The following is a 25,093-nucleotide window of genomic DNA, read 5'->3' on the forward strand; positions in this document are numbered from 1 at the left end:
GCGCGGAACGCGCCGGCCGCTCCCCGGCCCGCTCCTCGCCGATGCCGCCCCGGGCGCGACCGACCCGATCCTCGGCGCGCGGTGACGACCCGGCAGCTTTCGGACCCTGGCCCACCTCGGGTGACGACCCGGCAGCTTCCCGGCCCTGACCGGCGTCAGCGGCCTCACCGGACTGATACGGACTTGAAGGTGTGTGCGGCACTCCCCTATTCTGCTTTTGTGCCGCTACTAAACAAAATCCGCGTCCGTTCAGCAGCCCACAACCACCCGGTCGGCCCAGCGCCGAGCCCCGTCTGGACCAGCGCCAGGATCGCCCTGACCGCCTTCTTCGCCGTCGACGGCTTCCTGTTCGCAGCCTGGGTGGTCCGCATTCCCGACATCCGTGCCCAGGTCGCCGCCTCGCACAGCGCGCTCGGCCTGGCGCTCCTCTGCCTCTCGGCCGGTGCCGTGGCCACCATGCCACTGATCGGCCGGCTCTGCGTCAGGTACGGCAGCCGTCCGGTCACCGTCGCCTCGCTGGCCGTGCTCAGCCTCGCCGTCCTGCTGCCCGCGCACACCGGGTCGGTCCCCGCCCTGGGCGCCGCCCTGCTGCTCTTCGGCGCGGGTTACGGCGCCGCCAACGTCAGCATGAACAGCGCCGCGGTGGACCTGGTGGTCGAGCTCCGACGCCCCGTCATGCCCAGCTTCCACGCGGGCTACAGCCTCGGCGGCCTGCTCGGCGCGGCCGTCGGCGGCCTGCTCGCGGGCTCGGTCAGCACCGCCTGGGCGCTCGCCCTCAGCGGCGCGCTCGGCCTGCTGGTCACCGCGGTGGCCGGTGCCGCCCTGCTCCGCACCACGACCGTCCCCGTCACCGCCGCCAAGCCGGCCCCGGCCGCCGCTGTGCCCACCCCGCGCCAACCCGCCCGGAACGTCCGCCTGTTGGTGCTCCTGCTCGGCCTGGTGGCGCTCTGCGACGCCTACGGTGAGGGCGCGCTGGCCGACTGGGCCACCCTGCACCTGACCGATGACGTGCACGCGAGCACCGGTCTGGCCGCCACCGGCTACGCCGCCTTCGCCTTCGCGATGACCGCCGGGCGGCTCGGCGGCACCTGGCTCTCCGTCCGGGCCGGCCAGACCCGGGTGATGCTGTTCGGCGGGCTCACCGCCGCCACCGGCATGCTGGTCGCCGCCCTCGCCCCCGCCGTCCCGCTGGTGCTGGCGGGCTTCGTCCTGGTCGGCCTCGGGCTGGCCAACATCTTCCCGCTCGCCATCGCGGCGGCGGGCGCGGCGGGCGGACCGCGAGGCGTCGCCACCGCCTCCACGCTCGGCTACGCGGGCATGCTGGTCGGCCCGCCGGTGATCGGCTTCCTCGCGGACGCCACCACCCTCCCGGTCGCCCTCACCACGGTCGCCGCCGCGGCCGCGCTGGCCGCCGCCCTCTCACTGCTGGTCCGGCCGAAACCCACCGCCGGGTGACCCGGGCCGACCCGACGGTCCCTCAGCCGTCCCGGCCGATCCGGAACGACTCCATCTCGACGCCGTACCAGCGTCCGGTGCGGCCGGTGGCGGCCATCCCCAGCCGTCGGCAGACGGCCGTCGAGGGGGCGTTGCCCGGCCGGACCAGCGCGCGGATCTCGGTCAGGCCGTCCGCGAAGCCCTTGGCCAGCGCACCCCGGGCCGCCTCGGTGGCGAAGCCGTGGCCCCAGCTGTCCGGGTGCAGGTGCCAGCCCACCTCGACCTCGACCTCGCCGTCCCCGCTCCCGTCCTCGCCCGGCAGCGGCATCAACAGGACGGAGCCGACCACCGTCCCGGTGTCCCGCCGCTGCACCGCCCACACCCCGTACCGGGGGTCGGCCGACCGGGCCCGGCAGCGTTCGACCAGGGCCGCCGCCTCGGCCGGCGTCTCCAGCGCACGGGGCGCGCTGCCCAGCCACTTGGCCACCTCCCAACGGGAGTAGAGGTCGAACGCACGCTCCTGGTCGGCCTCGTCCCACAGCCGTACGCTCAGCCGGTCGGTCTCGAACACGGTGTTCCTCCAGTCCTGGGCAACTGGCCGCCATGCTGCCGGACCGGGCCGCTCCGATGCGCGGTCATTCGGGACCGGGCCGCGAGCGCCGACCTCCGCCGCCGGGCGGCGGACGCCGGGTGGCCGGACGCCTACCCTGGGACCACCGATCCCAGGCTGCCCGGCCGACCGGGCCCGACCAGCGAGGCCAGCAGATGACGACGGTTCAGGTACTCCGCGCCGACCGGCGCCCGGCCATCCCGTGGCTGAACGGCGGCGGCATCACCCGTGAGGTGGCGGGGCACCCGGCCGGGGCCGGGCTGGCCGACTTCCACTGGCGGGTCAGCCTGGCCGACGTCGCGCAGGGCGGCCCGTTCTCCCGCTTCGAGGGGGTCGACCGGGTGATCACCGTGGTGGAGGGGGCCGGGATGGCCCTCACCGTGGCGGGCACCGAGCACCGGCTCGCCGAGCCGTTCCGCCCGTTCGCCTTCCCCGGTGACGCCGAGACCGGCTGCGAGCTGCTCGGCGGCCCGGTGGTGGACTTCAACGTGATGACCCGTCGGGGGCTGGCCGCCGCCGAGGTGGAGGTGGCGGACGGGCCGCGCACCTGCACCGTCCCGGCGGACGCGGTGGTCCTGCTGGTCTGCCTGGACGGTACGGCCGAACTCGTCGCCCCGGAGCTCCGGTTGGGCCGGTACGACGCCGCGCTGCTCACCGCCCCCGGCGAGCAGCAGCTCCGGGTGGACGGCCGGACGGCCGTGGTGACGATCCGCCGGGGCGCCTGACCGCCCGGCGGCATGGTCTGGACCTGTCGCGGGTGCCGGCCGCAGACTGCTGCGATGAGCATCGACTTCCCCGTCCACGGGCTGATGGTGCCCGAGCCGCACGTGCTGCCGTTCGCCATCGGCTCCTTCGACACCATCGGGGAGCTGTCCAGGGCCGGCTTTCCGCACCGGCACACCTTCTACGAGATAGTGCACGTCACCGGCGGGCGCGGCACGCACGTGGTCGACCTGGCGCACTGGCCGCTGGACCCGCCGCACCTGTGCGTGATCGCGCCGGGCCAGGTGCACTACTGGGACGAGGTGGACGGCCTCACCGGGCAGGTGCTGCTCTTCAACGAGGACTTCCTGCTCTCCCACCCGGAGGACGTCGCGGCGCTCCGCACCCTGGCCGCCCGGCCGTGGCTGCGGCTGACCGGCGGCGACCGGGAACTGCCGGCCCTGATGTACGAGTTGGAGCGGGAGTACCGGGCGCTGGCGGACGGCTACGCCGGGGTGCTGCGGTCCTACCTGCACATCCTGATCGTCCGGGCGCTGCGCGCCTCGGCGCCGGGGGCCGGCCCGGTGGCGCCGGGGCGGACGGACGAGCTGGTCGCGTCCTTCCGCCGGTTGATCGCCGAACCGGGCCGTTCGGTGGCCGACTGCGCCCGGCAGCTGGGGGTCTCCACCGGCCATCTGCACGCGCTGGTCAAGCAGGCCACCGGCCGCACGCCCGGGCGGCTGATCCGGCAGCAGCAGACCATGACGGCCAAACTCCTGCTGGCCAGAACTGATCTGACGGTGCGGCAGATCGCCAAGGAGTGCGGGTTCGGCGACCCCGCGTACTTCTGCCGGTTCTTCCGGCGGGAGACCGGGATGACCCCCGGGGAGTTCCGGGGCAGCGCCGGAGGAAATCACCACGATCCCCGGCTGGAGTCCATCGCCGCCCGGCCGGAGGGCCCATAGGTTCACTGCTGACCGCCTCGCCGTTCCCGGCCCAGTCGGCTGTCATGAGCCCCTCATGGCCGCACCCCCACGGCGGCCATGTCCTCCCCCACCCAGGAGCCTCCGTGTCCGAGCAGGACGAACCCCAGGTGCACGAACCCCAGATGCACGAACCACAGCCCTTCGAAAGCCTGTTGAGCCGCAAGACGCTGCTGCGGGCGGTCGCCGTGGCCGGCGCCGCCCCGCTGCTGCTCGGCGCCGGCAGCGCTCTCGCCCGCGACCGGCGCGGCACCGGTACCGCCCCCGAGCTCACCCCCGACTGCGACGACGGTGACGACCCGACCGTCCCGCAGACCGAGGGCCCGTACTTCAAGCCCAACTCCCCGCTGCGCACCTCGCTGGTGACGGCGAGCACCCCGGGCACCCGGCTGACCGTCAGCGGGTACGTGTTCGGCTCCGCCTGCCTGCCGATCGCCAACGTCCTGCTGGACTTCTGGCAGGCGGACGACAACGGCGCCTACGACAACACCGGATTCGCCTTCCGGGGCCACCAGTTCACCAACGCCCAGGGCGCGTTCAGCCTGAGCACCATCGTGCCCGGCCTCTACCCGGGTCGCACCCGGCACCTCCACGTCAAGGTCCAGGCCCCGAACCGGCCGGTGCTCACCACCCAGCTGTACTTCCCCGGCGAGCCGCGCAACAGCACCGACACCATCTTCGACGCCCGGCTGCTGATGAACGTCCGTCAGATCGGCTCCGGCAAGGAGGGCACCTTCGACTTCGTCCTGAACGTCCCGCAGACCCCGAGCCCCAGCCCGTCCCCGACCGGCAGCCCCACCACCACCCCGAAGCCCTCCCCCACCCCCACGCCCACCGGCGGCAGTTGGGCCCCGGGCACGGCTTACCGGGCCGGCGACCGGGTCACCTACGGCGGCGCCTCGTACCAGTGCCTCCAGGCCCACACCGCGATGACCGGCTGGGAGCCGCCGAACGTGCCCGCCCTCTGGCGGCGACTGTGACGGCCTGCCGGCAAGTGATCGTTCAGCCGAAGTTGTGAAGATCGACCACGTCGCCACCACGGGTTATGCATCTTCCAGCCGAATTGGTCTCAACCAATTGCACGGCGTTCGCAAACGGAGGAGGCTCCTCCCCGAAGCACCGGGACGTGGACCCCGGCGCTCTCGTCCGAGGGGAGAGGTACCGACATGGCACTTCGCAAGATGGCTTCCGGCATGGCAGTGGCGGGCGTACTGGCCGCCGGCGCACTGATCGCCGCACCGGCGGCCCAGGCGTTCAGCTACACCTACATCGGCATGTTCCCGGACGCCGCCAGCTGCCAGGCAGCGGGCCAGGGTTACGTGAACCGGGGCGAGGCCGTCAACTACTTCTGTGACGTCGCCCCGGGTGCGGCCCGCCTCTCCGTCGTGCTCCGCTGATCCGGGCGGACACCTGGAAGCACCGGTGAGCGGGCCCGGCGACGGACGCGTCGCCGGGCCCGGCACACGATGCCCCGGAGCGGTTCCGACGGGAGCAAAACCGTTTGCCCCACACCCGTAATGCCACGATGATGCCGATATGTCACGCACCTTCGAGGACCTCGTCGCCGAGGCCGAATCCGTCTCCGTCGACGGCTGGGACTTCTCCTGGCTGGACGGCCGGGCCACCGAGCAGCGGCCCTCCTGGGGCTACCAGCGCACCATCGGCGCCCGGCTGGCCGGGGTCTCCGCCGCGCTGGACGTCCAGACCGGCGGCGGTGAAGTCCTGGCCGGGGCCGGGAAGTTCCCCCCGGTGATGGCCGCCACCGAATCCTGGCCGCCGAACGTGGCGAAGGCCACCGCTCTGCTGCACCCGCTCGGGGCGGTGGTGGTGGCCGCTCCGGACGAGCCGCCGCTGCCGTTCGCGGACGGCGCCTTCGACCTGGTGACCAGCCGTCATCCGGTCCGGCCGTACTGGTCGGAGATCCACCGGGTGCTCCGACCGGGCGGGACGTACCTGGCCCAGCACGTCGGCCCGGCGAGCGTGTTCGAGCTGGTGGAGTACTTCCTCGGGCCGCTGCCCGCCGAGGTGTCCCGGAGCCGGCACCCCGACGACGAGCGCGCGCAGGCGGAGGCGGCCGGGCTGGAGATCGTCGAGCTGCGCTCCGAGCGGCTGCGGACGGAGTTCCTCGACATCGGCGCGGTGATCTACTTCCTGCGCAAGGTGATCTGGATGGTCCCCGGCTTCACCGTCGAGCAGTACCGGGACCGGCTGCGTGAGCTGCACGAGCGGATCCTGCGCGAGGGGCCGTTCGTGGCGTACTCCGCCCGGTCCCTGATCGAGGCCCGTCGGCCGGCCTGAGCCCCGGCCGAGGGGTCAGCTGCCCTCGCCGGGCAGCCGCAGGTCCCAGCCGATCAGCTCCCGGAGCTGATCGGCGGTCAGGTCCCCCGGCAGGGCGCTCGGCGGCTCATGCCGGAACGGCGGCTGCCAGCCGTCCACCTCGGACCAGCTGCGCACCACCTTCGCCGGGGCGCCCGCCACCACCGCGAAGTCGGGCACCTCGCCGCGCACCACCGAACCGGCCGCCACCACCACGTTCCGCCCCAGCTTCGCGCCGGGCAGGATCACCGCGCCGGTGCCGATCCAGCTGCCGGAGCCGATCTCCACCGGCTCGTTGCGCGGCCACTGCTTGCCGATCGGCAGCCCGGTGTCGTGGTACGAGTGCGCGGTGTCGGTGATGTAGACGAACGGGCCGGTCCAGACGTCGTCCCCGAGGGTGATCGACTGGTGGCCGACCAGGTGGCTGCCCCGGCCGATCACGCACCCGCCGCCGATCCGCACGATCGGCTCGTCCCCCAGGTCCAGCCCGGGCACGAACCCGGCCGAGATGGTGACGCGCTCGCCGATGATGGCGAACGGGCCGATGGTGATCCACTGCTCGTTGAACACCGTCCCGAGCGGGAAGGCCAGCTTGGTGCCGTCCCCCAACTCGCGGAACCGGTAGGGACCGGGGCTCTGGTTGGAGACCGCGCCGACCCCCTGCACCCAGGTCCAGCTCCGGTGCACGAGCCGCCCGGCCACCCGGCGGCCTCGGGTGCGGACTGCGGCGAGGAGTGAACTGGCGTTCGGCATGCGTCCCACGCTATCGGTCCCGACCGGTCGGTAACACCGGGAGGGAGCAAGGTCACACCTGCTCAGGACCGTCCTCCCGGACGGGTCAGGGCCGCGCCGCCTTCACCCCGTGCACGGCGGCGTACTCCGCCATCAGCCAGGGCCCGAGCTCCTCGGTGAACATCCGCAGCGCCGCCCGGTCCCCGGTCGGCGCCAGCGCGACCTCGGCGGCGGTGCGCAGCTGCCCGGCCCGCTCCGGGTAGTAGGAGCCGGCGATCTCGGCGGAGCGGGCGAGGTCGCTGGTCCACCCGCCCCACCGGGGCATCACCAAGGTGAACGCCGTCCTGACCAGCCGTCGGGCCACCGCCCGGTTCAGGGCCCGCGGGTCGGTCCCGCTGGTGCGCCAGCGGGGCAGCGCGAGCGCGAGGTCGCCGTTGGTCTCCCGGGCCAGCAGCGAGGTCGGCCGGTAACGGGGCAGCTCGGCGGCCAGGTCGGGACCGAGCAGCGGGGTGCACAGGCAGGCCAGGAACCAGCCGAGGTCGTACCGTTCGAGCTCGCTGAGCAGGGTGGCGGTGTCGAAGAGCAGGATGCCGCCACCGTCGACCACCTGGTGCCCGGCGTCCAGCGCGGCCTCCAGGGCGGCCGCGTCGGCGCGGTCCGCCTCGGTCGGCGGCCGGTGCAGGACGAGCAGCAGGTCCAGGTCGGAGCGGCCCGCGCGGGCGGTGCCGCGCGGGATGCTGCCGTACAGGTAGCCGCTGTGCAGCCGGTCCGGGCCGAAGGTGTCCGCGATTCCCCGTCGGGCCGCCTCGACCAAGGGGCCGAACTCCGGCTGCACGCGGTCGAGCGAGCCCTCCCGCGCGATGAAACCCTGGTCGTCCAGCCCCTTGTCGATCATGCTCGGTACGGTACTACTCCGCCCACGGGGCGGGGCGGCGCTCCAGGAAGGCCCGCATGCCCTGCTGCGCCTCGGCCGAGCCGAACAGCCGGGCGGACCGGTCCACCCGCTCGTCCGCGTCCCGCTCGAACGAGGCCACCACCTCGACGTTGGCCAGCCGCTTGCTCTCGGCCAGGCCCTGCGGGGAGCACAGCCGGAACGCGTCCAGCAGCACCTGGGCGGCAGCTGACGGGTCGTCGGCCGCCTCGGTGACCAGACCGATCCGGGCCGCCTCAGCGGCGTCGAAGGTCTCACCGGTGAGGTAGTAGCGGGAGGCGGCGCGCGGGTCCAGCTTGGGGCGCAGCGGCAGCGAGATCACGGCCGGCGCCAGGCCGAGCCGGACCTCGGTGAAGGCGAAGGTGGACAGCGGACCGGCCACCACCAGGTCGGCGGCGCCCAGCAGGCCGAGCCCACCGGCCCGGACGTGCCCGTTCACCAGCGCGAGCACCGGCTTCGGGCAGTCCACGATCGCCCGCTGCAGGTCCACCAGACCGCGCGGTCCGACCGTCGGGTCCGCCCCGGTCGCCTCAGTCAGGTCGGCCCCGGCGCAGAACACCTTGCCGGTGTGCCCGAGCACCACCGCCCGCACCGCCGGATCGGCCGCCGCCTCGGCCAGACCCCGGGTCAGCTCGGCCATCAGCCTGCTGGACAGGGCGTTGCGGTTGTGCGGGGAGTCCAGCTCCAGGGTGGTCACGGCATCGGTGGTGGCGACGCGGACGAAAGGTACCTCGCGGGTCATCGCGGTACTCCTGCTTTCCGGCTGAGGGTGGCTCGGGAACGGACCGGTGAGCCCGCCCGGACAGGACTCTGACATGCCCAGCCACCTCCCGGCCAGAGGCCCGGCCAGGGTCGCCCGACGAAACCCGCTGGCCCGGCGGGGGCGGCTGCGGCAGCATCGGGCCTCATGTTCACCGACCGACTGCTGCTGCTCGCGCCCCGGATCAACGAGACCGGTCTACAGCTGCTCACCGCCGCCCACGCCCGTGGCCTGCCCGCCCGCACCGCGACCGGCTGGCGCCCGCCGCAGGACGTGCCCCCGCTGGTGCACCTGTACGGCGGCCCGCTGTACGCCGACGCGGTCGGCCGGCGGCTCGGGGTCGCCGCACTGGAGGAACTGCCCGGCTGGCTCGCGGAGTTGCCCCGGGAGCTGACCCGCCGTTCGGTCGAGCTGCTGCCGCTCGCCGAGGCCCGGGCACTGCGCCGGCCGGCCTTCTGCAAACCGCCGTCCGACAAGGTGTTCGCGGCCCGGGTCTACCCGGACGGCTCCGGCCTGCCCGGCCCGGACGCGCTGCCGGACGACCAGCCGGTGCTGGTCAGCCAGGTGGTGACGTTCCGTCGGGAGTACCGGCTGTTCGTGCTGGACGGCACGGTGCGGACCGGCAGCCGGTACGCGGTGTACGGCGAGCTGGACGTGGCGCCGCTGGCCCAGGACCCGCTGCGCCAGGAGGTGACCGCGTTCGCCACCGAGCTGCTGGCGGCCACCGCGGCCGGGCTGCCCAGCGCGGTGGTGGTCGACGTCGGCCTGCTGGCGGACGGCGGCTGGGCCGTGGTGGAGGCCAACCCGGCCTGGGCCAGCGGGGGTTACGCCTGCGACCCGGTCGCGGTGCTGGACGTGGTGCTCCGGGCGGCCGGTCCGCTGGGCGAGCTGCGGGCGGCTGACCGGCCGTACTGCCGGCAGCTGCCGGTCGTCACGGGCTGACCGCCGGCACCGGGGCGTCCGGCCGGGTCCGCTGGGCCCAGCGGACGGTGGGCGGCATCGCGACGGCGGCGGCCAGCATCAGCGCGCCGAGCAGGATCCAGCCGAGCAGGCCGTTGGTGATCACCACGGTGGTGATCAGCACCGGTCCGAACATCAGGGCGCTGGACAGCCCGGCGTTGAAGACCCCCTGGTACGAGCCGTGGTGGCCGTCGCCCGCCAGGTCGTAGCTGAGCGCCCAGCCGGCCGCCTGGCAGTACATCTCGCTGAAGGTCTGGCAGGCCACCCCGGCGATCAGCAGCACGGCGGCCAGCCGGCCCGGCAGGCCGTGCGCCAGGCCGATCAGCAGGCAGGCGGCGGCGATCAGCAGCCCGCCCCGGCGGAAGATCCGGGCGGCGGCGGTCGGTTCCTCGGTGCCCCGGGTGGCCCGGACCTGGAGCAGCGCCACCAGCACGGTGTTGGCGATCAGTGAGACCGCGACCACCACCCTGGGCGCCTCGGTGTGCTCCACCACCCAGAGCGGCACACCCACCTCAAGCACCGAGAACTGCAGGCAGAGCAGCCCGCTCAGCACGGTGACGGCCAGGAACGGCCGGTTGCGCAGCGCCGGGTTCCCGGTCCGCTCGCCGGGCACCGTCGGCGCCTTGACCCGCGGCGGCACCGTGAGGGCCGCGTACATCACGGCGACCACCGCGAAGCTGACCGCGTCGGCCAGCAGCGCCGCCACGTACGCGTCCCGGCTGTCCGCGTGCAGGACGAGCGCGGCGACCGCCGTCCCCGCGCCGATCCCGACGTTGGTGACCACCCGCAGGTAGGCCCGCCCGGCCACCCGCCGGTCGGCGGGCAGCACCTCGGCGTACAGCGCGTTGCGGACGGCGGCCGAGCCCCGGTCGAGGGCCATCACCAGGCAGGCCAGCGGGACGAACAGCAGGTAGGAGTGGACCAGCGTGTACGCGGCCACCCCGAGCGCCTCGCCGGCCACCAGCACCACCAGCACCCGCCTGCTCCCCCACCGGTCGGCGGCCCGCCCGGCGGGCACCCCCGCCAGTACCCCGCAGAGTCCGGCGGCGGTCAGCGCGGTGCCGACCTGGACGGCGCCGAAGCCGAGCACCCGGGTGAAGAACAGCACCCCGAGGGTCATCGACAGTCCGTTGCCCAGGCAGTTCAGCAGGGTGATCCGGGCGAGCCGGCGGACGGTCGGGTCGGGGTGCAGCAGCCGGTTCCGGGCAGGGGTGGGCGCGGTGGCCTCGATGGTGGGGGTCATGGGCTGATCACACCGCCGGAGGGCCGCCGCCGGTATTCATTTAGGCTATGCCTGACGCCTGCTCAGGCCCAGAGGAGGGCGAATGCACCGCTTCCAGCTCGAACTGGACGACCTGGCCTCGGCCGCCTTCGCCTGCTCCCCGCTCCAGGAGACCGTGCTCAGCCTGCGGATGTGGACCCACCCGGGCACCTACCACCCGGCCCAGACCGCCTGGTTCGAGCTGATCAGGCCGGAGTTCGAACGCCTGCCGCAGGCCGGACTGCTCCGCTCCCTGGTCGGCTCCAACCGGTGGGTCCCGGACTTCCTGACGCCCCGTCCGGCCACCCCCTTCCCGGACTTCCGCAGCGAGCTCGCGCTGGTCCGGGCCCTGCCGCCGGAGCGGCTGGCGACCGAGCTCTCCCGGGCCCACCTGCCGCACGACCGGCGGCTGCCCCCGCTGCTCGCGGCCGGGCTCGCCGCCGATCCGGCCGCGCTGCTGACCGAGATCGCCGACGCCCTCGCCGCGTACTGGGACCGCTGCCTCGCCCCCGGCTGGTGGCCGCGGGCCCGCTCGGCCCTCCAGGCCGACATCGTGCACCGGGCCCGGATGCTCGCCGAACGCGGCGCGGCCGCCCTGTTCGCCGACCTGGACGGTCGGCTGCACTGGGCCGACGGCGTGCTGACCATCCGTCGGGACTGGGCCACCGGCGACGCCGAGGTGGTGGTGGCCCGGCGCGGTCTGGTCTTCTCCCCCAGCTGCTTCATCCGCGGCGCCGTCACCTCGATCAGCGACGAGTACCCGCCGTCGATCGTCTACCCCACCCGCGGCCAGGCCACCATGGCCCCGTCGCCGCAGCCCCCGCCCGCTCCCGAGGCCCTCGAACTCCTGCTCGGCGCCCCGAAGGCCCGCCTGCTCGCCCTCCTCGACGAGCCCGCCTCCACCACCGAACTCGCCGCCCGACTCGGCGTCACCCCCGGCGCCGTCAGCCAGCACCTCACCGTCCTGCACACCACCCGCCTGGTCACCCGCACCCGCAGCGGCCGCCTGGTCCTCTTCGCCCGCAGCCCCCTGGGCGACCAACTCCGCAGCTGACCGGGCCGCCCCGGGCCCGAAAGGCGGTTGACGCCACGGGCGGGGCGCGGTCTCCTGCTGCGATGAACGATCTTCGCTTCGAGCCGGTGAGCGGTGACGCCGGTCTTCGGGACTGGCGGCACGTGCACAACCTGATCATCCCGACCGACCCGCTGACGGCGGCCGAGGTCCGCGAACGGGCCGGGCGCAACCGCCTCGAGGTGGCGTACCTGGGCGACACCCTGGTCGGCTGCTCGACGGTGCGGCCGCCCACCGAGGGGACGGCCACCGTCATCGCCCGGGTGCTTCCGGCCTACCGGCGGCAGGGGATCGGGACGCGGCTGTACACGCACCTCCTGGCGTACGCGCGCTCGCTCGGACCGGCGGTGATCGAGACCGTGGTGCTGGAGTCGAACGCGGACGGCCTGCGGTTCGCCGAGGCGCGGGGTTTCGTCGAGATCGAGCGGTATCTGCTGCCCGGTGACACGGTGCCGTACGTCGATCTGCGGCTGGCCTGACCCCGGCGGGCGCGGGCACACCCTCCGGCACGAGAGAATGACGTCATGACCGACGAGCACACCGAAGCACCGAAGTCCGCGAACGAACGCAGGGAGCAGCTGTTCCAGGCCATGCGCAAGGGTGGCGGCAGCTGGGACTGGACCCGCGCGCGCGAGACGTACCACGAGCAGCCGGACCCGCGCACGGTCCGCCGCGACCTCGAACAGCTGCGCAAGGCGGGCCGGCTGTTCCGCGACCGCGAGACCGGCCTGTACGAGGCGATCGGCTACTGAGACCGGCCGGCACCTGATGGGCGGCGCCGGGGCCCGCACCTCGCCGGCTTCTCGTCGGTCGCCGATGCTCCGCAGGGACTCCCTCCTCGGCACCGCCGAGTCACGCACCCCGACGCCGCTCCTTCATCCGCCCACCATGTGCCGGTCGGTCTGAGCCGACCCGTGCGCCAGGAGCGCGGTGGCCTCCTCCCGGACGGGAGGAGGCCACCGGCGTCAGCGGGACGCGATCGAGGCCAGCCGACGGGCCGCCCGGTAGTCGCGCATGATCTGGGCGAAGGTGGTGTGCCCCTGGGTGGTGCGGGCGAACGCCCGCCAGGCCGGGCCGACCAGGCAGACCGCGGCGTGGAACAGGTGCGGGCGGCGCTCGAAGGCGCCCAGCATGACCTTGCCCGCGCGCATCTCGACCCCGAGCCCGGCCTTGATCGCGAAGGCGTAGTTCAGCGCCTGCCGACGGACGTCCGCCGAGCCGTCCGCCTCGGCGACCTTGACCGCCCACTCGCCCGCCAGCCGGCCGGAGCGCAGCGCGTACGAGATGCCCTCCCTGGTCCACGGCTCCAGCAGACCGGCCGCGTCGCCCGCGACCAGCACCCGGCCCCGGGAGAGCGGGGAGTCCTCGGCCCGGCACCGGGTCAGGTGGCCGGACTCGATGCTCGGGGTGAAGCCGGACAGGCCCAACTGCCGGATGTAGTCCGCCAGGTAGCCCTTGGTCGCCTCGCCGTCGCCACGCGCCGAGATCACCCCGACGGTGAGCGAACCGGACTCGGTCTTCGGGAAGACCCAGCCGTACGAGCCGGGCAGCGGGCCCCAGTCGAGGTGGATCCGGCCCTGCCAGTGCCGGAGCACCTGGTCGGGCACCGGGATCTCGGCCTCCAGGCCGAGGTCGATCTGGTCGAAGGTCACCCCGACGTGCCGCCCGATCCGGCCGGCGCTGCCGTCCGCGCCGACCACCGCGCGGGCCTCGATCCGGCGGCCGTCGGAGGTGGTGACGGTGACCGTGCGGCCGGCTCCGGCCGGCTGCTCGACCCCGGCCACCGTGACGCCGGTGACCAGCACCGCGCCAGCCTGCTCGGCCGACTGCGCCAGGCGCAGGTCGAACTCGTCCCGGTTCACCAGGCCGAACAGCATCCGCTTGGAGCGCCGGGTGCGGGTGAAGCGGCCGTCGAGCGCGAAGGTGACGGCGTACACCCGGTCCTGTAGCGGCAGCTTGAAGTCGTCCGGCAGGCTGTCCCGCGACGGGCCGATGATGCCGCCGCCACAGGTCTTGTAGCGGGGGTGCTCGGCCTTGTCGAGCAGCAGCACCCGCCGCCCCTGCCGGGCCGCGCCGTACGCGGCGGAGGACCCGGCCGGACCGGCGCCGACCACCACGACGTCCCAGACGCCCGCCAACGGGTCTGGCCCGTCCGACACTTCGTCAGCGTCCGGCCCGGGCGCGGCGGGCGGGTCGATACGGTCCTGGCCGTGGGAGCTACCGGAGTCAGTCACGGACAGCAATCCTAGTGCCGACGGGCAGGTGCGTAGCCAGTCCCGGAGGGTCGGGGTGGCCCGGCCTAGGATCGAGCCGTCCGAACACCGCCATTTCATCCGCACACCCCGGAGTGAACCGATGACTCAGCAGTCCCTGGCCTCGGCCGTCCGGTCCCTGATGCCGCGGGCCAAGGCCGAGCTCGCCGAGCTGGTCTCCTTCCAGTCCGTCGCCGATCCCCGGCAGTTCCCGGTCGAGGAGTGCGAGAAGGCGGCCCGCTGGGTCGCCGACGCGCTCGCCGCCGAGGGTCTGACGGGCGTTCGGCTGCTGGACACCCCGGACGGCACACAGTCGGTCTACGCCGAACTGGCGGGCCCGGCCGGCGCGCCGACGGTGCTGCTGTACTCGCACTACGACGTGCAGCCGCCGCTGGACGAGTCCGGCTGGCACTCCCCCGCCTTCGAGCTGACCGAGCGGGACGGCCGCTGGTACGGGCGCGGCGCGGCCGACTGCAAGGGCAACATCCTGATGCACCTGACGGCCCTGCGGGCGCTGCGGCAGGCGGACGGCGGCTACCCGGTCGGGCTCAAGGTGATCGTGGAGGGTTCGGAGGAGCAGGGCACCGGCGGCCTGGAGCAGTACGCCCACGCGCACCCCGAGCTGCTCACCGCCGACGTGGTGGTGATCGGCGACACCGGCAACTTCGCCCCCGGCCTGCCCACCGTCACCGCCACCCTGCGCGGCATCACCGAGGCCGCGCTCACCGTCACCACGCTGGCGGGCAACCTGCACTCCGGCGCGTTCGGCGGCGCCGCACCCGACGCCCTGCAGGCGCTGGTCAAGGTGCTCGCCTCGCTGCACGACGAGCACGGCGACGTCGCCGTGGCGGGCCTGCGGGCCGATCAGACCTGGTCCGGGGTCGCCTACCCCGAGGAGCAGTTCAGGGCCGACGCCAAGGTGCTCGACGGCACCGCGCTGACCGGCACCGGCTCGGTCGCCGACCGGCTCTGGGCCCGCCCGGCCGTCACGGTGCTCGGCATCGACGCCCCGCCGGTGATCGGCGCCACCTCCTCCGTGCACTCCACCGCCCGGGCCCGGGTCAGCCTGCGGATCCCGCCGGGCATGGAGCTGAAGACCGCCCAGGAGGCGCTGGAGGCACACCTGCTGGCCACCGTCCCGCTCGGCGCCCGGGCCGAGGTCGAACGCCTCGGCGGCGGCAGCCCGTTCAGCGCCGACACCACCGGCCCGGCCTACGAGGCGATGGGCGCCGCGATGCAGGAGGCGTTCGGCACCCCGATGGTCGCCTCCGGCGAGGGCGGCTCGATCCCGCTCTGCAACACCCTGCACACCCTCTACCCCGACGCGGAGATCATCCTGATCGGCGTCGAGGACCCGACCACCCAGATCCACGCCGTCAACGAGAGCGTCGATCCGGCCGAACTGGAGCGGATGGCCCTGACCGAGGCCCTCTTCCTCCGCAACTACGCCGCCCTGAAGACCGGTTCACCCGCCTGAGCCGGGCCCTGGCCCGGGGACCCGGGGAGACTCCGGCCTGGTCACCGGGCTCGCCGGGACCGCCCGGCGAGGGCGTAAGCGGTGATCCCGGCGGCCAGGCCCGCGCCCGCGCCGAAGCAGCACTCGGCGATCAGGCCGCGCTCCCGGCGGGCCAGCCGGTGCAGCACGCCGGCTGCCGTGGCCAGGGCGAGACCGGCGACGGTGGCCCGGCGCAGTTCGGGGGCGGGTGGCAGGCGAGGGGCGAGCAGGGCCAGGCCGGCCGCCGAACTGCCGTACTGGAGCACGGTGTACAGCGGACAGCCCGCCAGTTCGGTGGTCAGGACCGGGAAGGCGCGGACCCCGGCCCGGCCCTGGTGGGTGAAGGAGTCCCAGCCGACGTGGGTGGCGGCGCCGATCGCGGCCGAGACGGCGAACCAGCCGTACCCGCCACGTTCGTACCGCCCCGGGCGGACCAGCCCGTACCACCACCAGGTCAGGCCGCCCGCGATCAGCACGTCCACCGTCGGGACGGCCCACCAGCGGTGCGTGACGTCGCCGAAGCGGTAGCAGCCGCGCAGCAGCGAGTCGGCGAAGAACGGCAGGTCCGGCGCCATCGACCCGGCCACCAGCCCGGCGGCGACCAGCGGACCGCGACCCCTGGCGCCGTCCAGCAGCGGCAGCACGGCGGCCGGGTGACTGAGGGTGAAGGGCACCCGGCCATCCTGTCAGAGCCGGTCCAGCTCCTCGCCGAGCGCGCGCCGGAGCGGGTCGTGGCGCGGGCCGAGCGCGTGTTCGGGGGCGGTCCAGTGCGTGCGGGGGTGGAACCAGACCGGGCCGCCGACCAGTTCGGCCGGTTCCCACGTGTAGCGGGGCCAGATGTGGGCGTGCAGGAAGCCGTCGGTGTTGCCGAGGATCTCCAGGTTGACCCGGCGGAAGGCCGGATCGAGCCGGCGGCAGGCGCGTTCGACCGCCTCGCCCAGCCGGTCCAGGTCGGCGAGGAAGGCGGTGCGCTGAGGGCGGGTCAGCTCGGAGAGCCGCTGCACCTCGGGCCGGTCGGTGAGCAGCACGGCGTAGCCCGGCAGGAACTGCACGTCGCCGATCACCGCGAAGCCCGCGGTGAGCCGCCGCAGCACGGTGGGGTTCTCACCGCGCAGGGCAGCGCCGATCCGGTCGTGCCGCCAGTCGGTCCGGTCGTCCCGCCAGTCTTCCGTCATCCTCCCGACGCTACCCCGGGGTGGGGGCGCCGACCGCGGCGGGGAGCCCCGCCTCCAGGTAGCGCAGTTCGCCGCTGCCCCGGGCGGCCAGGGCGGCGGCCAGCCGGCGCAGGCGGTTCGGGGGGAGCAGGGCGGCGGCCTCGTCCAGGGTGACGAAGCGCCAGCCGCGCAGCTCCTCGGCCGGGAGCCGGAGCGCGCTCCGGGCCTGCGCGTCGAGCCGTCCGCCGTCGTACACCAGGCGCAGCCCGCCCCGGCGCGGGCCGGTACGCGGCTCCCAGTCCACCGCGAGCAGCCGCAGCGCGGTCGGCTCCAGCTGGAGTCCGAGCTCCTCGACGGTCTCCCGCAGGGCGGCGTCGGTGGGTGCCTCGCCGCGTTCGACCACGCCGCCCGGGAACTCCCAGGCGGGCTTGTAGACGGGGTCCACCAGCAGCACCCGGTCCTGGTCGTCGAAGAGCAGGACGGCGGCGGCCACGGTGTCCCCGGTGGTGTCCGCGCTCTGCACGATCGGGCAGACCGCCACGCCGTCCTTGACCAGCGCGGCGAGGTGTTCGGCGGTCTGGCGCGGCGTCAGCCCGGCCGTGTCGACCAGCTGGGCGTCCCTGCTCAGCCAGCGGCGGGCCAGCCGGTACTGCGGCAGGTGCTCCCGGCACCAGCTGCGGACCCGGGCGCTGGCGGCCGGATCGCCGGGGCACTCGTCCCGGCTCTCGATCCGCTCGTGCAGGATCGTTTCCGCAGGGTCCAGGACGAAGTGGTGCACCGCCAGCCCCCGGGCGGCCAGGCCGCCGAAGATCTCGTCCCGGTAGTCCTCCCGGAGCAGCGTCATCGGCACCACCAGCGGTCCCGGCACCTCGGCCAGCAGGGCGGCCGCCACCTCGGGCACCAGCCGCCGCCAGGCGGCCAGGTCCTGGTAGTCGGAGACGGTGGCCATCCGGTCCGTCGGCAGGATGTGCCGCAGCCCGTGGCCGACCAGCTCGGGGTCGTAGAGCACGCTGCCCGGCAGCAGCTCGACCAACTCCCGGCAGGCACTCGTCTTGCCCGCTCCGAACGTGCCGTTGACCCAGACGATCACTGTGCCCCTGCCTTCCGCCGCCCTGATGCCCCAGCCCACTCCGGCGCCATCGAGGTGGTCCCCCGCGACGGCCCGGACCATGCCTGTCCGACCGGACGGGTGTCGGTTCCCGGCCGTACGGCATGTGTCAGCCGCACTCTCGGCCCCCTGACCTGCACAGGTCAAGTCTCGGGGCCGCCGCCTGGTCACCCCAGGTCGAGCAGCTGCTTCTTGAGCACCTTGCCCATCGCGTTCCTGGGCAGCTCGGCCACCAGCACCACCCGGCGGGGCCGCTTGTGCACCGAGAGCCGTTCGGCCACGAAGGCGGTCAGCTGATCCCCCGTCACCGGACCGTCGGCGATCACGTACGCCACCACGGCCTGGCCCAGGTCCTGGTCCGGCGCGCCGACCACCGCCGCGTCGGCCACCGCCGGGTGGTCCCGCAGCGCGGCCTCCACCTCGCCCGCGCCGATCCGGTAGCCGCCGCTCTTGATCAGGTCCACCGAGGCCCGGCCGACGATCCGGTGGAAGCCGTCCGGACCGATGGTGGCCACGTCCCCCGTGCGGAACCAGCCGTCGGCCGTCCACGCCTCGGCGTCGGCGTCCGGCCGGTTGAGGTACCCGGTGAACAACGTCGGCCCGGCCACCTGGAGTTCGCCCACCGTCTCACCGTCCGGCGGCACCGGGGCGCCGTCCTCGGCCACCAGCCGGGTGCGCACCCCGTCCACCGGCAGCCCGACGCTGCCGGGGCGGCGCTCGCCGTCGGCCCGGGTGGAGACGGTGATCAGCGACTCGGTCATGCCGTACCGCTCGATCGGCGCCTGCCCGGTCAGCGCGGCGATCCGGTCGAAGACCGGCGTCGGCAGCGGGGCGCTGCCGGAGACCAGCAGCCGGGCGTCGGCCAGCGCCCGCGCCGACGGTTCGTCGGCGGCGATCCGGGACCAGACGGTCGGCACCCCGAAGTACAGGCTGCCGCCCGCCTTGGCGTACGCCTCCGGCGACGGACGGCCGGTGTGCACCAGCCGGCTGCCGGTGCGCAGCGCGCCCAGCACGCCGAGCACCAGACCGTGCACGTGGAACAGCGGCAGCCCGTGCACCAGGGTGTCGCCGGCGGTCCACTGCCAGGCGGCGGCCAGCGCGTCCAGGTCGGCGGCCACCGCGCTGCGCCGGATCACCGCGCCCTTCGGCGCGCCGGTGGTGCCGGAGGTGTAGAGCACGAAGGCCGTCCGCTCGGCCGCCGCCTCGGCGTACGTGTTGCTCGAACGGGCCGTCAGTTCGACCGGGAGCGCCTCGACCGGCCCGATCCCGTCCGGCACCGTCGCCCCGGCCGGCAGCGCCAGCAGGGTGGCACCCGAGTCGCGCAGGATGTGCGCGCGCTCCTTCGGCCCGGAGTCCGGCGGCAGCGGCACCACGGGGACGCCCGCCAGCAGCCCGCCGACGGTGGCCACCACGGTCTCGACGGTCGGCCCGGCCAGCACCGCGAGCGCCGGCGCCCCCGCCACCCGGTCGGCCAAAGCCGTTGCCGCAGCCAGCAGTTGCTCCCTGGAGAGCGGCCGCCCGTCGATCCGCAGCGCGTCGGCGGCGTCGCCGTGGCCGCCCTCAAGTGCCGTCAGCAGTCCCATGGTCGGACTCTACCGCCGGTCCCGGCCGCCCTGCCGCCGGGTCAGGCGCCGACCGGGGACGGCCGCCGCCGGACCGCGCCGAGGGCCGCCGCCGCACCCGCCACCGCGCAGCCCGCCAGCAGCCCGGCCGTCCCGCCGAACGCGGTGGTCGGCCCGGCCCGGTCGACCAGCACGCCCCCGGCCGCCGCGCCGAGCGCGGCCCCCAGGTTGTAGGCGGTGTTCACCCAGGCACCCGCCTCGGTCCGCGCGCCCTCGGGCACGAGCTCCTCGACCAGTTGGTAGGCGGTGATCAGCAGGACGTCGGTGCAGGCGCCCGCGAGCAGCGCCGCCACCGCCGTGGCGGGCAGCACGCCGAGCGCGGGTACGGCGTAGCAGCAGGCGGCCACCGCGACCAGCAGCACCGGCCGGAGCCGCAGCGGCCCGCGCCACCGGTGGCCGCCGTACAGCAGGCCGCCCAGCACCCCGCCGACCGCGAACAGGGTGGTCAGCACCCCGGCCGCCACGGTGCCCCGGGCGGCCACGACAGCGATCTCGAACACGGTGAACGCCGCAGCCGCTCCCAGGACCGGCAGCAGCACCGACCCGAACCCCCTCGCCCGCAAGGGACTTCCGGAACGGGCGACCGTGGGGCGCACGCTGCTCGGCACGCCCCGCAGCGCGGCCGCCAGCAGACCGAAACCGACCAGCACCAGCACCGTGCAGGCCCCGACCGCGACGGGGGCACCGAGGCCCGCGACCAGGAGACCGCCGAGCAACGGGCCGAGCGCGAAGACGGTGGACTCGGCCGCCGTGTCCAGGCTCAACGCGGACTGCCGCTGCGCCTCGTCGGCGGCCAGCCTGCCCCAGAGGGTACGCATCAACGGGCCGACGGGCGGCGGACAGACCCCGGTCACCAGCGCCGTGGCGGCGATCAGCGGGACGGGGGCGTGCACGGCACAGGCGGTGGCCAGCCCGCCGAGCAGGGCGGTGTAGCTGACGGACAGCCAGGTCAGGGCGGCGGGCCGACGCTCCACCAGCCGGGCCCTGGCCGGCCCGAGCAGGGCGACCACCAGACCGAACAGGCCGGCGACGGTGCCCGCCACGGCGTACGAGCCGGTGCCCTCGTACAGCGCGAGCAGCAGTGGCAGGCCGATCACGCCGTAGCTGAGCCGGGCGAGCATCGCGGCGGTGAAGAGCCTGGGGGCGTGCGGGAGGGTGAGGACAGCGCGGTAGGAGGCGCTGCCCCGGGAGGGGCGTGACATGGGGGTGTTCTCCGATGGCAGGCGCGCCAGGACTCAGCCGGGCGCGTGCGGGCACGAGGGCGCGTGGCCGACCGCACCGGCGACCCCTGTTCGGCAGGGTGCGCGGTGCGGGCGGGCTGACGGCCCGTCAGTGCGGATCGGAGAGGTACACGGAGAGCAGCATAGCCGGACCCGACGGAGCCCCGCCGGAGAATTCCGACGGGGCTCCGCTGGTGTGCCTGGCTGTGGTCAGCCCTTGCGGGTCTTGACTTCGGTGGTGAGTTGGGGGAGGACGGTGAAGAGGTCTCCGACGACGCCGTAGTCGACGAGTTCGAAGATGGGGGCTTCGGGGTCCTTGTTGACGGCGACGATGGTCTTGGAGGTCTGCATGCCGGCGCGGTGCTGGATGGCGCCGGAGATGCCGGCGGCGATGTAGAGCTGGGGGGAGACCTGCTTGCCGGTCTGGCCGACCTGGTTGGTGTGGGGGTACCAGCCGGCGTCGACGGCGGCGCGGGAGGCGCCGACGGCCGCGCCGAGGGCGTCGGCGAGGTCCTCGACCACGCTGAAGCCGGCGGCCGCGCCGACGCCGCGGCCGCCGGAGACGACGATGGCGGCTTCGGTGAGTTCGGGGCGGCCGGAGGAGACGCGGGGGGTGCGGGCGGTGACGGTGGCGGCGTTGCCGGTGAACGTCACCTCGACGCTCTCCACGGTGCCGGCGGCCGGGGCGGGCTCGGGGCTGGTGGAGTTGGGCTTGACGGTGATGACGGGGGTGCCGTGCGAGACGGTGGACCTGACCTGGAAGGAGGCGGCGAACACGGACTGGGTGGCGACCGGGCCGCCATCGGTGCCGGCTTCGAGGTCGACGGCGTCGGTGATGATGCCCGAGCCCAGGCGCAGTGCGACGCGGGCGGCGATCTCCTTGCCCTCGCCGGAGGAGGTGACCAGGACGGCGGCGGCGTCGGCGCTCTGGGCGATCTGGGTGAGGGCGTCGACCTTGGGGACGACCAGGTGGTCGGTGAACTGGGCGGCGTCGGCGGTGTAGACCTTGGCGGCGCCGTATTCGGCAACCTTGGCGGCGATGGCGGCGGCGGCCTCGCCGGCGCCCAGGACGACGGCGCAGGGCTCGCCGATGCGGCGGGCCAGGGTGAGCAGTTCGAGGGCCGGCTTGCGGACCACACCGTCGGCGTGGTCCACGAGAACCAGGATCTCAGCCATGATTTTGTCTCCTGAGGGATCGTGGCGGGTGGCGCTGACGGGGGCTTAGATGAACTTCTGGTCGGCGAGGTAGCCGGCCAGCGCGGTGCCGCCCTGGCCCTCGTCCTTGACGATGGTGCCGGCGGTGCGGGCGGGGCGGGCGGTGATGTCCTCGACCGCGGTCCACGCGCCGGCCAGGCCCACGGTGGCGGCGTCGATGCCCAGGTCGTCCAGGTCGTAGGACTGCACGGGCTTCTTCTTGGCGGCCATGATGCCCTTGAAGGAGGGGTAGCGGGCCTCGCCGGACTGGTCGGTGACCGAGACGACGGCGGGCAGCTGCGCCTCGACGAGCTCGGTGGCGGCGTCGCCGTCGCGGCGGCCGGAGACGGTGGTGCCCGACAGGGTGACCTCCGACAGCAAGGTGGCCTGCGGCACACCCAGGCGCTCGGCCAGCAGGGCGGGCAGCACACCCATGGTGCCGTCGGTGGAGGCCATGCCGCACACCACCAGGTCGTAGCCGGTCTTGCCCAGCGCGGCGGCGATCACCGCGGAGGTGCCGATCACGTCGGTGCCGTGCAGGTCGTCGTCGTTGACGTGGACGGCCTTGTCCGCGCCCATCGACAGCGCCTTGCGCAGCGCGTCCTTCGCGTCGTCGGGACCCACCGTGAGCACCGTCACCTCCGCGTCGCCGTGCGCCTGCGCGATCCGCAGCGCCTGCTCCACCCCGTACTCGTCGAGCTCCGACAGCAGACCGTCCACGGCCTCCCGGTCGGTGGTGGTGTCGTCCGCGAACCGACGGTCACCCGTCGCATCCGGCACGTACTTCACACAGACAACGATCCTCAAGCTCACGGCCTGTCTCCTGTACTGGTCTCGTCCGGCGGCTGCGGCTGTGCAAGCGGGCGCGAATCGTCACGCACCCGCTCCGGGCAGCGGATTCCTGTGCCCGTCCGGAACTTGCTGGCAGCATACTCGCGAGTAGCTTAGCCGTCACTACTGGCCAGTAGCTTAGCTCTGCCGAAGCCCGGACGAGTGCTCCGCACCCCGCGTCGCCCCTGACCGCGGCGGGTCCGGAACGGCCGCACTGCCGTCTGCGCCCCATCCTGCCCCAGCCCGGGCCGCCTACCCGCTGACCGGGCGGCAGATCGACTGTGAGATTGAACGGTCTTGACAGAATCACCTGGCCGGACGGGGTCGGACGGTCCCTCAGATGCCCTGGGCCCGCTGCCCACTTCGCGGCCCGGCGGGCGCCCGGACCACACTGCGTCAGATCGCCTCGCCCAGTGCGGCGATCACGTCGGCCCGGCGTGGCTGGCCGGAGGCCCGGCGGACCTGCCGACCGGCGGCGTCCAGCACCAGCACGGTCGGCGTACGGAGGATGTCCAGCCGGCGGACCAGGTCGAGCTGCTGCTCGGCGTCCAGCTCGACGTGCGCCACCCCCGGCACCAGCTCCGCCACCTCGGCCAGCACCCGCCGGGTGGCCCGGCAGGGCTGGCAGAACGCGGTGGAGAACTGCACCAGGGTGGCCCGCTCCCCCAACTCGGCCCCGAGCTCCCCGGCGGTCAGCACCACCGCACCGTCCTTCGCCCGCACCCGCAGCCTCCCGTCGCGCCTGGCCCGCAGCAGGCCGAACCCGCTCGCCAGTACGAGCACCACGGCACACACCAGCAACCCGGTCATCGCTCCAGTGTGCGGCATCTCACCACGGCCCCGGCCGGGGGGCGTACCATCTGCGCCATGGACTCCACGAGGCTGACCCGCCGTCGGGTGGTCGACCTGTGCCGGGCGACCACGACGCGCTGTCGCTGACCCGTCGTCAGCCCGCCCGTCCCCTCCCCCGGAGTCCCCTCATGCAGATCGACCCGCGCGGGCCGCGTTTCGCCGCCGTGCTCACCTCGCTGATCCTCGCCGCCGTCCTGGTCACCGGCAGCGGGTGGCTGCTCGCCGCCCAGGGCGTCGTGTTCGCCGTGGCCGCCCTGTTCGGCCTGGCGTACTCGCCGTACGGCTGGCTCTACCGCGTCCTGGTCCGGCCCCGGCTGGCGCCGCCGGCCGAGCTGGAGGACGCCCGGCCGCCCCGGTTCGCCCAGGCGGTCGGCCTCGGCTTCGCCCTGGTCGGCACCGTCGGCTACCTGACCGGCACGACCTGGCTCGGGCTCGCGGCCACCGCCTGCGCGCTCGGCGCGGCCTTCCTGAACGCGGCGTTCGGCTACTGCCTCGGCTGCGAGATGTACCTGCTGCTGCACCGCGGGCGGGCCCGGCTGGGCATCGCCGGCCGGTAGCCTCCAGGCCCGCCGCTGCCCCGGCTCCGTCTCCCCTTGGTTGCCACTGGTCGGACAGGCGTGACATCCGACCGTCGTTCGGGGGATCATTCGGGTGTATCCCCCGGGGCCACCGCGGCCTGCCGCGCCTCCGGTCCGGCTCGCCCGTGCCCCCGGACCACCTGACCGGGCCCCAAGCCCGTGGGAAGTAGGGCTGACCCGTGGCAGAGTTCGTCTACCCGCCGGTGATCCGCACCGCGCTCACCGTGTTCCGGGCGCTGGACTGCCAGATCAAGATCATCGGCGCGGAGAACATCCCCGCCGAGGGCGGCGCCGTACTGGTGAGCAACCACATCAGCTACCTGGACTTCCTCTTCGCCGGCCTCGGCGCCTTCAAGGGCGGCAAGCGCAAGACCCGCTTCATGGCCAAGGACGACGTCTTCAAGCACGCGGTCTCCGGCCCGCTGATGCGCGGCATGAAGCACATCCCGGTGGACCGGGCGGACGGGCAGCCCGCGTACGAGGCCGCTGTCCGCGCGCTGCGGGCCGGCGAGGTGGTCGGGGTCTTCCCCGAGGCCACCATCAGCCGCTCGTTCACCCTGAAGAAGTTCAAGACCGGCGCCGCCCGGATGGCCGCCGACTCCGGCGCCCCGCTGCTCCCGGTCATCCTCTGGGGCACCCAGCAGCTCTGGACCAAGGGCCGTCCGAAGACCCTGACCAAGCGCCACGTCCCGGTCACCATCATGATCGGCGAGCCGATCGTGCTCGCGCCGGGCGACAAGCCGGTGATGGTCACCCGCCGACTGCGGGCCGCGATGACCGAGATGCTCGAGCAGGCCCAGCGCGACTACCCGGGCAAGCCCACCGGCCCCGAGGACACCTGGTGGCTCCCCGCCCACCTCGGTGGCACCGCCCCGACCCTCGAGGTCGCCGAGGCAGAGGACGAGGCCGAGGCCACCGCGCGGACCGAGGCCCGGGCGGAGAAGCGCGCCCAGGGCTGACCCGGGCCTGAGTGCGGGTCGGCCGCTGGTCCGCAGTGGGCGCCACGCCCGGCCCGGTTGAGGGCGC

27 protein-coding genes are annotated in these 25,093 nt (G+C 74.3%); 13 read left to right on the forward strand and 14 right to left on the reverse strand.

Translation table 11 applies throughout. The features are described from left to right. Positions 1-219: 219 nt before the first annotated feature. Entirely contained in the window at positions 220-1,455 is a 1,236-nt protein-coding gene (locus tag ACIRPK_RS31690; RefSeq protein WP_403044932.1) for an MFS transporter, read from the forward strand. Positions 1,456-1,477: 22 nt separating this feature from the next. On the opposite strand, the gene ACIRPK_RS31695 is transcribed toward ACIRPK_RS31690, so the two are convergent. After that, entirely contained in the window at positions 1,478-2,005 is a 528-nt protein-coding gene (locus ACIRPK_RS31695) for a GNAT family N-acetyltransferase (RefSeq protein ID WP_403044935.1), read from the reverse strand. A gap of 194 nt (positions 2,006-2,199) precedes the next feature. On the opposite strand from ACIRPK_RS31695, the gene ACIRPK_RS31700 reads away from it, so the two are divergent. The 5 genes from ACIRPK_RS31700 to ACIRPK_RS31720 all read left to right on the forward strand — a co-directional run bounded on the left by ACIRPK_RS31700 (position 2,200) and on the right by ACIRPK_RS31720 (position 6,027). Next, positions 2,200-2,769: a HutD family protein gene (locus ACIRPK_RS31700; protein ID WP_403044938.1), complete on the forward strand. Its 570-nt coding sequence runs from the start codon at positions 2,200-2,202 to the stop codon at positions 2,767-2,769. Positions 2,770-2,823: 54 nt separating this feature from the next. After that, complete coding sequence (locus ACIRPK_RS31705) at positions 2,824-3,711, forward strand: helix-turn-helix domain-containing protein (RefSeq protein WP_403044941.1); 888 nt, start codon at positions 2,824-2,826, stop codon at positions 3,709-3,711. A gap of 143 nt (positions 3,712-3,854) precedes the next feature. Then, positions 3,855-4,709, forward strand: coding sequence for a carbohydrate-binding protein (locus ACIRPK_RS31710; protein WP_403045054.1), 855 nt, complete (start codon positions 3,855-3,857; stop codon positions 4,707-4,709). A 186-nt stretch (positions 4,710-4,895) separates the two neighbouring features. Further along, a complete protein-coding gene (locus ACIRPK_RS31715; RefSeq protein WP_403044943.1) occupies positions 4,896-5,126 on the forward strand; it encodes a hypothetical protein in 231 nt (76 codons plus the stop codon). 139 nt (positions 5,127-5,265) lie between these two features. After that, positions 5,266-6,027 carry a class I SAM-dependent methyltransferase gene (locus ACIRPK_RS31720; RefSeq protein WP_403044946.1) on the forward strand — a complete coding sequence of 254 codons (762 nt, stop codon included), beginning with the start codon at positions 5,266-5,268 and terminating at the stop codon, positions 6,025-6,027. 15 nt (positions 6,028-6,042) lie between these two features. Here the strand turns inward: ACIRPK_RS31720 and ACIRPK_RS31725 are convergent, their stop codons facing one another. From ACIRPK_RS31725 to ACIRPK_RS31735, 3 genes are all read right to left on the reverse strand, one after another. Then, positions 6,043-6,798, reverse strand: a complete 756-nt coding sequence (locus tag ACIRPK_RS31725; protein WP_403044948.1) for an acyltransferase — start codon at positions 6,796-6,798, stop codon at positions 6,043-6,045. Between the two features lie 85 nt (positions 6,799-6,883). Then, a complete protein-coding gene (locus ACIRPK_RS31730) occupies positions 6,884-7,672 on the reverse strand; it encodes a nucleotidyltransferase (protein WP_403044951.1) in 789 nt (262 codons plus the stop codon). Between the two features lie 13 nt (positions 7,673-7,685). Beyond that, positions 7,686-8,450 carry an enoyl-CoA hydratase family protein gene (locus ACIRPK_RS31735; RefSeq protein WP_403044953.1) on the reverse strand — a complete coding sequence of 255 codons (765 nt, stop codon included), beginning with the start codon at positions 8,448-8,450 and terminating at the stop codon, positions 7,686-7,688. A gap of 165 nt (positions 8,451-8,615) precedes the next feature. Here ACIRPK_RS31735 and ACIRPK_RS31740 point away from each other — a divergent pair, with 165 nt between their 5' ends. Next, positions 8,616-9,410, forward strand: coding sequence for an ATP-grasp domain-containing protein (locus ACIRPK_RS31740; protein WP_403044956.1), 795 nt, complete (start codon positions 8,616-8,618; stop codon positions 9,408-9,410). Here the strand turns inward: ACIRPK_RS31740 and ACIRPK_RS31745 are convergent. Further along, positions 9,400-10,671, reverse strand: coding sequence for an MFS transporter (locus tag ACIRPK_RS31745; protein WP_403044959.1), 1,272 nt, complete (start codon positions 10,669-10,671; stop codon positions 9,400-9,402). The genes ACIRPK_RS31740 and ACIRPK_RS31745 overlap by 11 nt on opposite strands. Positions 10,672-10,753: 82 nt before the next feature. Between ACIRPK_RS31745 and ACIRPK_RS31750 the strand changes: the two genes are divergently transcribed. The 3 genes from ACIRPK_RS31750 to ACIRPK_RS31760 all read left to right on the forward strand — a co-directional run bounded on the left by ACIRPK_RS31750 (position 10,754) and on the right by ACIRPK_RS31760 (position 12,513). Then, positions 10,754-11,743: an ArsR/SmtB family transcription factor gene (locus ACIRPK_RS31750; protein ID WP_403044961.1), complete on the forward strand. Its 990-nt coding sequence runs from the start codon at positions 10,754-10,756 to the stop codon at positions 11,741-11,743. A gap of 62 nt (positions 11,744-11,805) precedes the next feature. Next, the gene (locus ACIRPK_RS31755) at positions 11,806-12,240 is read left to right on the forward strand and encodes a GNAT family N-acetyltransferase (RefSeq protein WP_403044963.1); all 435 of its coding nucleotides are present in this window, start codon (positions 11,806-11,808) and stop codon (positions 12,238-12,240) included. A gap of 45 nt (positions 12,241-12,285) precedes the next feature. Then, entirely contained in the window at positions 12,286-12,513 is a 228-nt protein-coding gene (locus tag ACIRPK_RS31760; RefSeq protein WP_403044965.1) for a hypothetical protein, read from the forward strand. Between the two features lie 213 nt (positions 12,514-12,726). On the opposite strand, the gene ACIRPK_RS31765 is transcribed toward ACIRPK_RS31760, so the two are convergent. Then, positions 12,727-13,959, reverse strand: a complete 1,233-nt coding sequence (locus tag ACIRPK_RS31765) for a geranylgeranyl reductase family protein (RefSeq protein WP_403045056.1) — start codon at positions 13,957-13,959, stop codon at positions 12,727-12,729. A gap of 157 nt (positions 13,960-14,116) precedes the next feature. On the opposite strand from ACIRPK_RS31765, the gene ACIRPK_RS31770 reads away from it, so the two are divergent. Beyond that, entirely contained in the window at positions 14,117-15,490 is a 1,374-nt protein-coding gene (locus ACIRPK_RS31770) for a dipeptidase (protein ID WP_403044967.1), read from the forward strand. A gap of 41 nt (positions 15,491-15,531) precedes the next feature. Here ACIRPK_RS31770 and ACIRPK_RS31775 read toward each other — a convergent pair whose 3' ends face one another. The 8 genes from ACIRPK_RS31775 to ACIRPK_RS31810 all read right to left on the reverse strand — a co-directional run bounded on the left by ACIRPK_RS31775 (position 15,532) and on the right by ACIRPK_RS31810 (position 23,447). Beyond that, entirely contained in the window at positions 15,532-16,182 is a 651-nt protein-coding gene (locus ACIRPK_RS31775; protein WP_403044970.1) for a DUF4184 family protein, read from the reverse strand. A 12-nt stretch (positions 16,183-16,194) separates the two neighbouring features. After that, a complete protein-coding gene (locus ACIRPK_RS31780; RefSeq protein WP_403044973.1) occupies positions 16,195-16,683 on the reverse strand; it encodes a diadenosine tetraphosphate hydrolase in 489 nt (162 codons plus the stop codon). Between the two features lie 10 nt (positions 16,684-16,693). Continuing rightward, positions 16,694-17,752, reverse strand: coding sequence for an NUDIX domain-containing protein (locus tag ACIRPK_RS31785; RefSeq protein WP_403044976.1), 1,059 nt, complete (start codon positions 17,750-17,752; stop codon positions 16,694-16,696). Positions 17,753-17,937: 185 nt separating this feature from the next. Beyond that, positions 17,938-19,353 (reverse strand): acyl-CoA synthetase, encoded by a 1,416-nt coding sequence (locus tag ACIRPK_RS31790; protein WP_403044979.1) that lies wholly within the window; start codon positions 19,351-19,353, stop codon positions 17,938-17,940. 41 nt (positions 19,354-19,394) lie between these two features. After that, positions 19,395-20,594, reverse strand: coding sequence for an MFS transporter (locus ACIRPK_RS31795; protein ID WP_403044982.1), 1,200 nt, complete (start codon positions 20,592-20,594; stop codon positions 19,395-19,397). A 228-nt stretch (positions 20,595-20,822) separates the two neighbouring features. Continuing rightward, positions 20,823-21,788: an electron transfer flavoprotein subunit alpha/FixB family protein gene (locus ACIRPK_RS31800; protein WP_403044984.1), complete on the reverse strand. Its 966-nt coding sequence runs from the start codon at positions 21,786-21,788 to the stop codon at positions 20,823-20,825. A gap of 45 nt (positions 21,789-21,833) precedes the next feature. Next, positions 21,834-22,619 carry an electron transfer flavoprotein subunit beta/FixA family protein gene (locus ACIRPK_RS31805; protein ID WP_403043829.1) on the reverse strand — a complete coding sequence of 262 codons (786 nt, stop codon included), beginning with the start codon at positions 22,617-22,619 and terminating at the stop codon, positions 21,834-21,836. A gap of 414 nt (positions 22,620-23,033) precedes the next feature. Further along, a complete protein-coding gene (locus ACIRPK_RS31810; RefSeq protein ID WP_403044985.1) occupies positions 23,034-23,447 on the reverse strand; it encodes a thioredoxin family protein in 414 nt (137 codons plus the stop codon). Positions 23,448-23,617: 170 nt separating this feature from the next. Between ACIRPK_RS31810 and ACIRPK_RS31815 the strand changes: the two genes are divergently transcribed. Next, positions 23,618-24,046, forward strand: a complete 429-nt coding sequence (locus ACIRPK_RS31815; RefSeq protein ID WP_403044988.1) for a DUF4395 domain-containing protein — start codon at positions 23,618-23,620, stop codon at positions 24,044-24,046. 200 nt (positions 24,047-24,246) lie between these two features. Further along, complete coding sequence (locus tag ACIRPK_RS31820) at positions 24,247-25,026, forward strand: lysophospholipid acyltransferase family protein (protein WP_403044990.1); 780 nt, start codon at positions 24,247-24,249, stop codon at positions 25,024-25,026. Positions 25,027-25,093: the final 67 nt, after the last annotated feature.

It is taken from the genome of Kitasatospora sp. NPDC101801, assembly GCF_044766665.1.
GTDB lineage: Bacteria > Actinomycetota > Actinomycetes > Streptomycetales > Streptomycetaceae > Kitasatospora.